Origin of the sequence: Nocardia arizonensis (genome assembly GCF_001310275.1) — a bacterium.
In the GTDB taxonomy this organism is placed as follows: Bacteria; Actinomycetota; Actinomycetes; order Mycobacteriales; family Mycobacteriaceae; genus Nocardia; species Nocardia arizonensis.
The window spans coordinates 162,347-173,961 of the sequence record NZ_LGYZ01000027.1; the positions used below are offsets into that span (position 1 = coordinate 162,347).

11 protein-coding genes are annotated in these 11,615 nt (G+C 66.1%); 7 read left to right on the forward strand and 4 right to left on the reverse strand.

Annotated elements, in window-relative coordinates:
- Window positions 1–287: 287 nt before the first annotated feature.
- Entirely contained in the window at window positions 288–1,475 is a 1,188-nt protein-coding gene (locus APZ21_RS04730; protein WP_054811960.1) for a serine hydrolase domain-containing protein, read from the reverse strand.
- 562 nt (window positions 1,476–2,037) lie between these two features.
- Here APZ21_RS04730 and APZ21_RS33685 point away from each other — a divergent pair.
- Both APZ21_RS33685 and APZ21_RS04745 read left to right on the forward strand, forming a co-directional pair.
- Window positions 2,038–3,261 carry a hypothetical protein gene (locus APZ21_RS33685; RefSeq protein WP_156370661.1) on the forward strand — a complete coding sequence of 408 codons (1,224 nt, stop codon included), beginning with the start codon at window positions 2,038–2,040 and terminating at the stop codon, window positions 3,259–3,261.
- Window positions 3,261–3,818, forward strand: a complete 558-nt coding sequence (locus APZ21_RS04745) for a hypothetical protein (RefSeq protein WP_054811963.1) — start codon at window positions 3,261–3,263, stop codon at window positions 3,816–3,818. The genes APZ21_RS33685 and APZ21_RS04745 overlap by 1 nt, the downstream gene beginning before the upstream one ends.
- Window positions 3,819–3,919: 101 nt before the next feature.
- Here the strand turns inward: APZ21_RS04745 and APZ21_RS04750 are convergent, their stop codons facing one another.
- Window positions 3,920–4,696, reverse strand: coding sequence for an IS5/IS1182 family transposase (locus APZ21_RS04750; RefSeq protein ID WP_054811964.1), 777 nt, complete (start codon window positions 4,694–4,696; stop codon window positions 3,920–3,922).
- Between the two features lie 143 nt (window positions 4,697–4,839).
- On the opposite strand from APZ21_RS04750, the gene APZ21_RS04755 reads away from it, so the two are divergent.
- On the forward strand, window positions 4,840–6,432 hold the full coding sequence (locus APZ21_RS04755) for a beta strand repeat-containing protein (protein WP_156516411.1): 1,593 nt from the start codon (window positions 4,840–4,842) through the stop codon (window positions 6,430–6,432).
- A gap of 534 nt (window positions 6,433–6,966) precedes the next feature.
- On the opposite strand, the gene APZ21_RS04760 is transcribed toward APZ21_RS04755, so the two are convergent.
- Window positions 6,967–7,647: an ArsR/SmtB family transcription factor gene (locus APZ21_RS04760; protein WP_054812044.1), complete on the reverse strand. Its 681-nt coding sequence runs from the start codon at window positions 7,645–7,647 to the stop codon at window positions 6,967–6,969.
- 65 nt (window positions 7,648–7,712) lie between these two features.
- Here APZ21_RS04760 and APZ21_RS04765 point away from each other — a divergent pair, with 65 nt between their 5' ends.
- The 4 genes from APZ21_RS04765 (at window position 7,713) to APZ21_RS33690 (ending at window position 10,424) form a co-directional block, all read left to right on the forward strand.
- Window positions 7,713–8,987 carry an isocitrate lyase/PEP mutase family protein gene (locus APZ21_RS04765; RefSeq protein WP_054811965.1) on the forward strand — a complete coding sequence of 425 codons (1,275 nt, stop codon included), beginning with the start codon at window positions 7,713–7,715 and terminating at the stop codon, window positions 8,985–8,987.
- Between the two features lie 144 nt (window positions 8,988–9,131).
- Window positions 9,132–9,371 (forward strand): nuclear transport factor 2-like protein, encoded by a 240-nt coding sequence (locus tag APZ21_RS04770; RefSeq protein ID WP_054811966.1) that lies wholly within the window; start codon window positions 9,132–9,134, stop codon window positions 9,369–9,371.
- A gap of 1 nt (window position 9,372) precedes the next feature.
- Window positions 9,373–9,816: a DUF3237 domain-containing protein gene (locus tag APZ21_RS04775; RefSeq protein ID WP_054811967.1), complete on the forward strand. Its 444-nt coding sequence runs from the start codon at window positions 9,373–9,375 to the stop codon at window positions 9,814–9,816.
- Window positions 9,813–10,424: a TetR/AcrR family transcriptional regulator gene (locus APZ21_RS33690; RefSeq protein WP_054811968.1), complete on the forward strand. Its 612-nt coding sequence runs from the start codon at window positions 9,813–9,815 to the stop codon at window positions 10,422–10,424. The genes APZ21_RS04775 and APZ21_RS33690 overlap by 4 nt, the downstream gene beginning before the upstream one ends.
- A 51-nt stretch (window positions 10,425–10,475) precedes the next feature.
- On the opposite strand, the gene APZ21_RS04785 is transcribed toward APZ21_RS33690, so the two are convergent.
- Window positions 10,476–11,447 (reverse strand): alpha/beta hydrolase, encoded by a 972-nt coding sequence (locus tag APZ21_RS04785; RefSeq protein ID WP_239476488.1) that lies wholly within the window; start codon window positions 11,445–11,447, stop codon window positions 10,476–10,478.
- Window positions 11,448–11,615: the final 168 nt, after the last annotated feature.

An 11,615-nucleotide genomic window follows, 5' to 3' on the forward strand; every position in this document is an offset into this window, starting at 1 on the left:
AGATCGAGTTGTACAGGGCGCTTGAACCGGAAGTGCGCTATGAACCCTTGATGCGCCGCGCTGCCCTTTTCGGATGTTGTCGCGAAACTTCCTGCGGTAGTGCCGGACTCGCGGTCAGGGCGAAGTGTGAAGGCGGACAACGGTGTCCCCGTTTCAAACGGGGACACCGTTGCGATGCCTTCGGTAGATGCCGACGCATTCGAGCCGAAGGCGTGCGGCCGAGCGCTACAGCGTCGTCCAGCCCAGAATTGCGCCGAGCGGCACCAATACGACAGCCGCGGCTGGTCTCACCGCTCGGCGGCCAGTGCGCGGAACACCTCGACGGTGTCGATCTCGTCCTGCATCGTGCCGTGATCGCTGAGCTTGACGACGACCGTCCGGGTGGGCGGATCGATCCAGATGTATTGCCCGTACACCCCGACCGCGGCGAGTTCGGGATGCGGCGCACCCGGTGGCCGCCACCACTGTGCGGCGTAATGCCAGCCTTCTATCGGTTCGGAGACCGGCGTCGAGATCCTGGTGAGCCAGGCCGAGGGCACGATGCGCCGTTCACCGACCAGACCGTCGTCGAGCACGAGTTGCCCGATCTTGGCGAAATCGCGGGCCGTCGCATTGAGGCAGCAGAACGCCTTCTCCACCCCGCCCTCACGGTCCAGGTTCCAGCGCGCCTCGTCCTGCGCGCCGATCGGATCCCAGATGTCCTGTGCCAGTTGTTCTCCCACCGATCGGCCGTCGACCCGGGCCAGGATCGCGCCGAGTAGTTGGGTGTCGACGCTGCGGTAGTCGGCTCGCGACCCGGGGGTGAAGGCGGTGCGGCGATGGGCGGCGAGGAAGCCCGGCAGATCCTCGGTGAGGTACATCCGCGCGGTTCCGGTGAAGGGCCACAACGGGTTGTAGTTCTCGCTGACGTCGACCCCGGAGGTCATGTCGAGCAGTTCGCGCACGGTCACCCGATCGTAATCGGTCCCGGTGGCGAGTTCGGGCAGGATGTCGGCCAAGCGATCGTCCTCGCGCAGCCTGCCGGCCTCGATCGCCCGGCCGACCAGCAGCGACACCACCGATTTCGCCACCGACCAGGAGGATTGCGCGGTCGTCGCGGTGACTCCCTCGCGATACCACTCGTGGATCAGCTCGCCGTCGCGCACCACCAACAGCGAATTCGTCGAAGTGGCGGTGAGGAATTCGGTGAACGAAACGCGAGAGCCCTTCCATGGCACTGTTTCCGGCGCGGGTCTCGACGCGGTGGGGAACGGACGCGGGGTGCGCGCGGCGGGGACGGTGCGGCTCGCGAACAGCGCGCCCTGGGTGGAGGGCGGGTCGGCGAGCAGGTGGAGCAGCGTCACCGGGCCGGGGACGCGCAGCAGCGGGGGAGCCACCGCGGCGACGGCCAGGACGAGCAGTACCACCACCATCGCCGCGAGGACCGCGCGACGGAGGTAGCGGCGACGGCGAGAGGTTGGCGTGGGCTCGTTCACGGAGGTCGTTTCGTCGGTCGGTTACGGAGTACGCATGGTGACAGATACCCCGGTTCGGTGACAACCGCGCACGACCGATGCCGTCGAATGGGGGGCGCGGGCGACGTGCGACTGTACGAGCTATCACCGTCGCCGCTGCCGCTCCCTCTGGGGAACTGGCAGGGTCGTTTCGCAACGAGGGGTTGACGCGGGGCAGGGCGTTAAGTGAGGCTTGTGACAGCGCTATTGCTGTGCGCTGATCGATTGACGGTGATTCCAAGCCCTTTGCTGTCGATACCTGCATCGCGAAGTCCGGGAATCAGACCTTCCTCCCCCTAGCGCTCGCTTCAGCACCGACAGCGACCGCATCCGTCAAACCGTTCACCAGCCGCAGGCCTCCTGCGGATACCGCAGCAGCCAGTCGCCCCGATTCCGTTTCACCACATCGCGATTCGAGTGCTTATTCGAGACTCGACTGCGCGCATGTGCCACATCCGCGCTCGGCGCACTCTCACGTCATCGATGTCGTTCCCGCGCGTCGAGTCCTGCACGATCCACGTCCTGGCAGGGCTGCACTGATTGTGTGTCGAGTCCATCCCATCAGGACTGGCACCTACCCACCAGCGACGACGTCGCCGCCGGCATCGACACCAACATCAGAGCAGCCAAAACCGAATACAACCGCGACAACATCCCCGGAGCGCTCAACCACACCGGCATGGCCATCGGTTTCCCCGACTGGCGCGACCCCAACGCCGTTGTCGCATTCGGCCTCGTCGCGCTCGTCGCAAGAAGCACCGCCACACCCCGAGACACCCCGAACCCTCGAGTCGCCAGAGGTGACCAGCCACATACCGCGGCGCTCGATGGCGGCGCGAAACGGAACATCAGCCCGGACACACCATCGAAACCACAGCAGCCCAAATCACCCCACCACCGGGAACCAGACGCAGAGCATTCATCAGAAGGACACCGGGCGGGCGAATCCACCGAATACGCGGCATTGAACGACAAGGACTACGCTTTGCTCGTCGGGGCCGACTCCACGATCGCGAAAGGAAAAATTAATCCGAAGGACATCTATGGTGACCTCCCGCTGAACCATCCGGGCCGATATAGACTCGCCAAGGTAGTCACCAATACTCGGTTCTCAGACAAGGATACCGGGATGACCGAGAATGCAATGGCCTTCGCACTCGAAACAGGAGGGCGAAACGATTTATTCAAATTTGCCGACCACTACGAGTATGTGCACGCAAAATATATACAATTCAAGGAAAACCTCGGCGGAACCGACTGGCAGAGTAGCGTCAAGATCGACGGCAAAGGTCAAACACCAGGCATTCGGCACTACGCCGGAAAAAAATTCGGCGAAAAAATGGGCGAGCTCGTTGAAACACTCGAGCAAGACAGACGCACAGTCGAAAATAGTCGATGGAAAGCACGGGCAACCGATCCATCACTGCGAGGAAACGCCCTGGATCGCGCGGTACGAGCGCTGCGAGACCTCGGATTCAGCGACCCGGTGGGCGCCTTCTACCACGCACTCAAGCACCGGGAAGAGCTACCCGCATACGAACTTGCCCAGAACTCCCTGATCGATGCCTATCACGACAGCGCTGGGCGCACGATCCGTGAAGCAGATCGAGTGCGGATACGACCCGACAGAGATCTCATCAAACTGATCTACTATCGTCGCGTTAGCGACGGGGCGAAAGAATGGAGCATGGAGGCGATAGTTGCAATTCACCCTGACGGCACAGTTCGGATAGCATCATACGGAAAGGCCAAGGTTGTCGAAAAGTGATGTCCACCAAACCCAACCCTGACACCCTCATGTCAACCGCATTGGCCGATCTGAAGCACTCACTGGAACTGGCCGAGTCTAATTCATCTGACAATGACGGCAGAATCCGCAGCTTCGAGACCGCGATGACGGCGATCCTTGCTCTGCACGCCTTGGCCGACAGCGACCAAGAACCAAGCCCGCAACAACTCGAAGAGTTTCGATCCCGATTCGTCGAACTGGCCACGCCGAACATACTCACGGTATTCAACTATGTCGACGGTACCTTCTACTACGCAACGGACCCGGTCGGATTCGGTTGGGAGACCGCCGGTCTGCGTCGTTCAGCCTTGCAGATCCTGATCGATGAGTATCCCGGCGGGCGAGAAGCACTCGGCGCCGACAACATCGAACAGATCGATGAGATCGATGATCTGTTCCACGAACACGCAGACGACATCGAGCCACTGCCCGACACCGCAATCCCGAAAGACCTGCCCGCCAGCCATTGGTGGTGGCATCTCCCCCGTGCCACACCCGAAGAAGCCGAATCCGCCCGGCGAGCCTACGACCGTTAGCCGACGACTTCTCGGTGCAGGCAAAACCCGCGATCCAATCGAGTTGCCCTCAGCTCCGCGGGGTCCCGGGACAGGGCCGGGACACGAGCAGTGAGCCTTTTTCATCCTCGTTCGGCGGTACGGAGTTCGCGGTCTTGCAAAACGTGGATGGCTTTGGCGAGTTGACCGGCCTTGTACGGGCAGCAGCGCAGTTTCCGCAGGATCTTCCAGCTATTGAGCTGGGCGATCGCGCGTTCGCCGCGGCCGCGTAGCCGGGCGTGGGCACGTTTGGCGGCCTTCTGCGAGACCGGCTTGTTCTTGCCCTTGTACGGCGTGAGCAGCGTTTCCGCGCCTTGATATCCCTTGTCGCCCAAAGTGGTCCAGCCATCGCGTCGCAAGGTGGTGAGGATCTGCCGGATCCGGGCGGCGGTGAGGTCGTGCACACTGCCGGGCAACGCACCCGACACCCACACCGCGTTCCCGTCCGGAGTGGAGATGACCTGCACGTTCATGCCGTGGCGCCGGTGTTTGCCGGAGTAGAACGGACGATCTGCGGCGACCCGATCGATCGGGATCGACGTGCCGTCGAGAATCAGATATTCGTGACCTTCGGCTCTGGCTCGCGCCAACGCTTTCCGCAGTCCCGGAGACCGTTCGGCCGGCAGTTCCACGGTCTCCTCGACATACCGCCACGCGGTGCTGGTCGAGACATCGAACCCGGCGCTCAGCTCGCTGTAGGTTTCGCCTTTGCGCAGGTAGACCAGCACGAGCAAAGCCTGGCGTCCATGGTTGAGCCGCCGCCACGGCGAACCGATCCGCACCCGGTGCCGGCGGATCATCCCGGACAGGTAGGTGAGTGTCTGGCGTGACAATGACAGCGCGGCACGGTAGAACAGCATCGAAGCCCTTGGTATTCAGGTGTTTTGGTCGATAGCTGATCTACCAGGGGCTTCGCCATATCCACAAATGACACGCCGTGCGGGACAACGGACCTCACGAGCTCACTCTGAGCGCGGCGGTCAGTTTCGGTGGGACTCCGGCGGTGTCGTTCACAGTGGTCTCCGCAACGCAGATCACGGCGATAGTCCCGGCGGGTGTGGGCACGGTGCAGGTCACGGTGGTGACTCCGGGTGGTGTCTCGGCGGGCCGCCCCTACACGTATCTGCCGGTGCCGACACTCACGGCACTCACCCCGAACCAAGGCCCGATCACCGGTGGTAACACCGTCACGTTGACCGGAACCGGATTCACCCGCGTCACCACGGTCAGTTTCGGTGGCATCCTGGCGAGTTCGTTCACGGTGGTGTCGGATACGCAGGTCACCGCGATCGCTCCGGCGGGAGGTCTCGGGTCGGTCGGTGTCACGGTCACCAGCCCGGGCGGCACCAGCAACGGCATCCTCTATAGCTATGTCGCAGCGCCCACGCTGGGCGCCGTCACCCCGAACGCGGGCCCGGCCACCGGTGGCAACACCGTCATTCTGACCGGCACCGATCTCACCGGTGCGTCGGTGGTGAGTTTCGGTGGGGTTGCGGCGGTGTCGTTCACGGTGGTCTCCGCAACGCAGATCACGGTTATCGCTCCGGCGGGTACCGGGACGGTGCAGGTCACCATCACGACCCCCGGCGGCACCACAGCCGGTCGCCCCTACACCTACGTCCCCGCGCCAATCCTGACCGGGCGGAGCCCGAGTGTCGGCCGCGCCGCTGGCGGCAACATCGTCACTTTGACCGGCACGAATCTGACCGGAACGACCGCCGTGTCGTTCGGGACGACGGCGGCGACGTCGTTCACGGTGGTGTCGGATACGCAGGTCAGGGCCACGGCTCCCGCCGGCACAGGCGTGGTCGCCATCACGGTCACCACCCCGGGCGGTGGCAGTAACCCGTTGACCTACACCTATGTATCGATCACCTCGATCAATCCCGCGCAGGGACCCACGAGCGGTGGGACGACAGTGACAATCACGGGTGCTGGGTTCACCGGGGCGACCGGGGTTTCCTTCAACAGCGCTCGTCCGACGTTCACGGTCGACTCCGACACACAGATCACGGTGACCACGCTGCCAACGTCCGCGGGAACGGTCCAGGTCAGCGTCAGAACACCGAACGGCGACAGCAACAGTGTCCCGTTCACGTTCGTCGCGGCGCCGATCCTGTTCCTACTCATCCCGGGAACGGGTTCGGCCGCGGGTGGCGATTCGGTTGTGCTGACAGGCACACACTTCACCGGGGCGACGACGGTTTCCTTCGGCGGCACCCCGGCAACGTCGTTCACGGTCGATTCCGACACGCAGATCACCGCGGTCGCTTCTGCTCGCGCCGGAAATATCACAATCAGTGTCCGTGTCATCACCGCAGGTGGGACCAGCAACCCGCTGCTCTATTCGTATCGCCCGCAGCTGGATTCCTCGAGCCCGAACTCGGGGCCACCCGGAACATCGGTAGCGCTGGGAGGCGTAGGGTTCACCGGCGCGACCGGAGTGTTCTTCGGCGGTGTGACAGTGCCGTCGTTCACCGTTGTGTCCGACTCGCAAATCACCACAACCAGCCCTCTGCATGTCCCCGGCACAGTCGACGTCACCGTCATCAATGCCGTGGGCAGCAGCGACGGTGTCCCCTACACCTACCCCTGACCGCGGGGCCTTCAGCCGAAATGGCGAATCCCGCCAGGTCGGTGACTCCGAAGTGCTGCGGCTTCCGCGGCGATGGTCGTGCCGGCGGGCACTGTAGCGGGTGCCGATTCCGCGGCACCCGCACCGGCCGGCCCCGCCGACACCGCAAGTCGAACTCGGACTCGTCGCCCGAAACCTGCTCGATGAGAGCGAGACCGGGACCGGAAGATGCGCCGGTGGTGCATCCGATTCCGCTGCGGGGGGCGATCCAGCGGGGGAACTGTCACTACCCGATGTGCCGCCGGAGGAATTCGAGAGTGACGCTTTCGAAGGCGTTCTTCGCTTCGAGCATGACCCAGTGGCCGCAGCGGGGGAAGACGTGGACTTCGGCACGGGGCGGGTAGTCGGACTGGGCCGTGTGTCGTTGCTGGGCTTCGAAGGCGGCTGCCGCAGGCTAGAACACGTTCTTGTTCGGTGACTGTGAGGTGCGTGACCGTGCTACCGATGTGTCCGTCGAAGAGAAGCGGTAGGCAGTGAAGAGCGGCAGGTGGATGATCAGAGCTCGGTGTCCATGCCGAGGAGTTCGCGCAGGGCGGTGTGCCCCGCGGGGGTGACCGCGACCGCGCGGCCGCTGCCTGTGCGGCGGATCCATTCGCGGGTGAAGAGCTGCGCGCAGATGCGCGCTCCGGCGGCACCCGCGAGGTGATATCGGCGCTCGGTCCAGTCCGGACACGGACGGGTGAGGGGGCGTGCCGATCGGTGGGCCGCATCGGCGGGCATCTGGATCGCCAGCCACTCGGCGCCCGCGTCGGTGAGCGCGAAGTCGTCGGTGAGCAGATCGCGGGCGCGCATCGCGTCGGCGATGGCGACACCGAGTCGGCCCGCGAGGTGGTCGTAGCAGGTCCGCGCGCGGGCGTGGGCCGCGGCGCTGGTGGCGGCGCGCAGTGTGGGCGCGGGCCGGGTCGGTCCGAGGTAACCGAGCATGGCTTCGAGAAGGTCTGCGGCCCGCGGGCCAGCCAAGCGGAGGTAGCGGTGTCTGCCCCGGCGCTGTTCGACCAGCAGTCCGCCGTCCACGAGACGGGACAGGTGTTCGCTGGCGGTGGACGGCGCGATGGACGCCGCGGCGGCGAGTTCGACGGCGGTCCAGGCGCGACCGTCGAGCAGGCACAGACACAGTTGGGCGCGGCTGCGGTCGGACAGCAGCGCCGCCAGCTCGGCCAGTTCCCGTGCGGACATGCCGTCATTGTCGCGCGCCGACACTTCGGCCGTCGCCGAACCGTTTCGGGGATACCGTCACCGCCATGTTCGAACTTCCTGTTCCGGCGGTGCCCGACGCCGCTCACGGCGTTGCCTGGTTGCGCGCCAACGTCGTTCGCTTCAGTGAGGGCGCAGCCCATACGCGCCGACGGGCGCTGGTCGAGGCGGAGTTGTCCCGCATCGACCTCGAGCGCTTGCGCCGCGCCGACGGGCACCACGTCCTCGCGCTGGCCGAGGCGATGGGAGTGACGGTATCGCTGTCCGACGTTCGGGCCGTGGCCGCCTGCTATCAGCCGCACCTGCCGATCACCGACGACGCCGACGCGGCCGTGGCGCGACTGGTCACCGCGTTCGGCGGTGTCGCCGACGAAACGACCGCCAACCGTATCGGCCTGCTTGTGCAGGCGTGCGACGCGACCGCTGCGCTCATCGAGGGCCGCAATCCACCCGTTCCGGCGACCCGCCGGATCGCCGAGGACGGCTCGACGGTGGATGTCGATCTGACCGGGCGCCCGTTCGGCCGGGGACGACACGCCTGTCCGGGGCGGGCACACGCGACGGCGTTGGCGCGCGGACGATTCCATCGCCTGCACGACGGGCCGGACCCGCTGGTACTGCCCAATGCCTGGGATTTCGCCACCGCCGCCGCGTTGGTCGACGCCGGATTCCCCGCCATTGGCACGACCAGTCTCGGCATCGCCGCCTCCCACGGTGTCGCCGACGCCGCGGGGGCGACTCGCGTCGAAACCCTCGCGCTGGCCCGCCGGCTCGCGCGGTTGCCGGTTCCGGTGACGGTCGACATCGAATCCGGATTCGGCGTCGACCCGCGCGAGCTGGCGGCCGAACTATGGGAGATCGGCATCGCCGGGGTGAACGTCGAGGACGCGGCGGGTGATCCCGCCGAGCACGCGCGGATCGTCACCGGATTGAAGGACGGCGCGCCCGGTCTGTTCGTCAACGCCCGTATCGACACCTATTGGCTCGGCGTGTCCCGTGAGACGACCCTGGCGCGTGCCACGCGCTACGTCGACGCGGGGGCGGACGGCATCTTCGTGCCGAATATGGTCGCCGACCGGGAGATAGCGGCGGCGGTCGCCGCCGTCCCGGTGCCGGTGAACGTGCTGGCCCAACGACCGGTCCACGAACTGGCGCGGTGGGGTGTCCGGCGCGTCAGTACCGGATCGCTGCTGCATCGCGCGGCCCTCGCCGCGGCCGTCCGCTGCGCGGTCGGCGTGCGCGAGGGTGGGAAACCCTCCGCGGCAATCGGATACGACGAGGTCCAAGAGCTGGTACGGCGTTATGGGTCGACAGTCGAATGATCGGTCCGTCGGAGGCGAAGGGGCGGTTCGCGAATTCCGGGTGACCGAGGATTGTTATTACATACGATCGTATGTATTGTTTGGGTGGGTGATGACACCCGACTTGCCCAGTGATCGAGGGGTGCACTGATGGATGGTCGTCGGATGTTCGAGTTGGCGCAGGAGTTGGCCGTGGCCGAGAGCGCGGGGGATGTGCCCGCGGCATTGGCGTTGATGTGTTCGGATATGGTGCTGGAGACGCCGGCGTTCGGCATCACCGCGTGCGGGATCGAGCAGAACGAGCGGGCCTTGCGGCTGTTCTCGGCGACCTTCCCGGACTGCCGGGTCGAGTTGACGGGACACGCCGACGACGGTGTGAGCTTGGTCTGCTGGGGGACCGCGTGACATGGACGCTCGAATTCGTACCGCCCAAAAGATCGACACCGCAGAACTTTTCGATATCGTCGTCGATCTGGAACCGCGACTGGACTTCGGTGCGGGACCCCTCGGGCGCAGGGTGCTGTTCCGGGCGGCGGGCGGATCCTTCGAGGGGGAGCGACTGCGCGGCACGGTGGTCACGGGCGGGGGCGATTGGGCGCTGTTCCGGCCGGATGGGACCATGCTGCTCGATGTGCGGCTCACGCTGCGCACCGACGACGAGGAATTGGTGCACATGACCTATCAGGGCCGGTGGGTCCGCTCGATCGACCCGGAGCGCGGATACTTCCGTACCGCACCGCTGTTCGAGACCGGTTCGACCCGCTACGGCTGGCTCAACGACATCGTCTGTGTCGGAACGGGATACCTGGTCGACGGCGGGGTCGCCTACCATGTCGAGCAGGTACTGTGAGCACCGCCGAGTCGGCCGGACCGGGCGACGGCAGACTGCGGCGCGGTGCGCGCTCGCGCGGCATCATCACCCGCCACGCCGTAGATATCGCCTCGGTGGACGGACTCGGCGGAATCAGTTTCGGTCGCCTCGCCGACGAACTCGAGATCAGCAAGGCCGGAATCCAGACGCTGTTCCGTACGAAGGAGAATCTGCAACTCGCCACGGCGCGGACGGCGGGCGAGGTATTCGTCGACGAGGTCATTGAACCGGCCGTGAACGCGCCCGAGGGAATGGCCCGTCTGCGGGCCCTGATCGACCGCTGGATCGACTACGCCGAGCGGCCGCTGTTTCCCGGCGGATGTTTCTGGAGTGCCAACCTGCCGGAGTTCGACAGCCACCCGGGTCCGATCCGCGACCTGCTGCTGCTCCAGCACCGCGCCTGGTTGGCAACCCTCGCGCGGCAACTGCGAGCGTCCTCGGTCGAGCCGGTAGCGGGCAGCACGGAGATCGACGCGAGGGTTTTCCAGATCGACGCGCTGCTGAAGGGCGCGAATATCGCACTACGCCTCGGCGCGGATGACGCCGTCCCGCTGCTACGAACGGCGCTCGCGGCGCTTGTCCCGTAGGGGTTGTTCGAGGAGGTCGTATGTTCCGGCGAACGTGATGACGGACATGTGTTACGGCGCGTCGAGCACCGGCTCGAACAGCCGCCACGCCGCGTGCAGATCCTGTTCCCAGTACGGCCACGAGTGGGTGCCCGCGGGACGCAGCGAGACGGTCGCCGGTATACCGAGTTCGGCGAGGCGCTCGCCGAATTGCCGGGTGCAGTGCGCGGCGATGGCCTCCAGTCCGCCGCCGAGCGCGACCCGGTCGACATAGGCGGCGGGGTCGGGAAGGGTCGGGTCGCCGGGAGTGTCGCGGTCGCCGGGCAGTCCGGTCCCGGCGGAGAGATAGAGCGCGGTGCCGCGCAGGTTCTCGGCGCGCACGTAGGGATCGTTGGCGGTCCACGCGGGATCGGACGGATCGCCCCACATATTGTCCGGGTCGCCGCCGTGCCCGGCGACGATCGCGTCGACCACCGCGCGGCCGAGTGGATCGCTGACGCGCGCGCAGCCCGACAGCGAACCGACCGCGCGATACAGTCCGGGCGCGGCGAGGGCGGTTTGCAGGACCGCGGTCGCGCCCATGGAGATGCCGACGACGGCGTTGTGTCCGTTGCCGTGGAAGGCCGAGTCCACGATCGGGGGCAGTTCGCGGGTGAGGAAGGTGGTCCAGCGCTGGCGACCCAGCACCGGATCGTCGGCGCGCCAGTCGGTGAAGTAGCTGCCTGCCCCGCCGAAGGGAACCACGACGGTGACCTGCCGGTCACGGAAGAACTCGGCGACATCGGTCCTGTTGAGCCAGTTCCCGTCCGCGCCGCCGTCGACGCCGTTGAGCAGATAGAGGGTGGGCGCCGGGGCGCTCGGATCGGCCGCGGGCAGGACGCGCACGGTGACCTCGTGATCCATCGCCGCGGAGTGGAGGGTCAGCCGCAGCTCGCGCCCCGGGCCGGGCGCGCGGTCGATGAGGTGGGCCCGCGTCGGCACGGGGACCGCCGGATCAGCGTGCGACGTGCCCGGACATGCGCCGAAGATCGATAGGGCCACCATGATTCGGGCAATTCCCCCGCACCATGGTGAGCTGGTCGATCCCATCTGGCGCACCTTCCGTCCGGAGATGTGTTGTCGGACAGGGTAACTCCGGGTAGGTGGGAAACCAGACCGTAGCGGGGTGTCTGCGAGCGGCCCCAAATCGGCTGCGCCGCCTTTGTTAGCCGG

What these genes read in the sequence shown, in the direction of transcription:
- APZ21_RS04775 (WP_054811967.1), top strand. Translation starts at nt 9,373, where the DNA reads ATGGACGCTCGAATTCGTACCGCCCAAAAGATCGACACCGCAGAACTT.
- APZ21_RS04760 (WP_054812044.1), bottom strand. Translation starts at nt 7,647, where the DNA reads ATGTCCGCACGGGAACTGGCCGAGCTGGCGGCGCTGCTGTCCGACCGC.
- APZ21_RS04770 (WP_054811966.1), top strand. Translation starts at nt 9,132, where the DNA reads ATGTTCGAGTTGGCGCAGGAGTTGGCCGTGGCCGAGAGCGCGGGGGAT.
- APZ21_RS04765 (WP_054811965.1), top strand. Translation starts at nt 7,713, where the DNA reads ATGTTCGAACTTCCTGTTCCGGCGGTGCCCGACGCCGCTCACGGCGTT.
- APZ21_RS04785 (WP_239476488.1), bottom strand. Translation starts at nt 11,447, where the DNA reads ATGGTGGCCCTATCGATCTTCGGCGCATGTCCGGGCACGTCGCACGCT.
- APZ21_RS04750 (WP_054811964.1), bottom strand. Translation starts at nt 4,696, where the DNA reads ATGCTGTTCTACCGTGCCGCGCTGTCATTGTCACGCCAGACACTCACC.
- APZ21_RS04745 (WP_054811963.1), top strand. Translation starts at nt 3,261, where the DNA reads ATGTCCACCAAACCCAACCCTGACACCCTCATGTCAACCGCATTGGCC.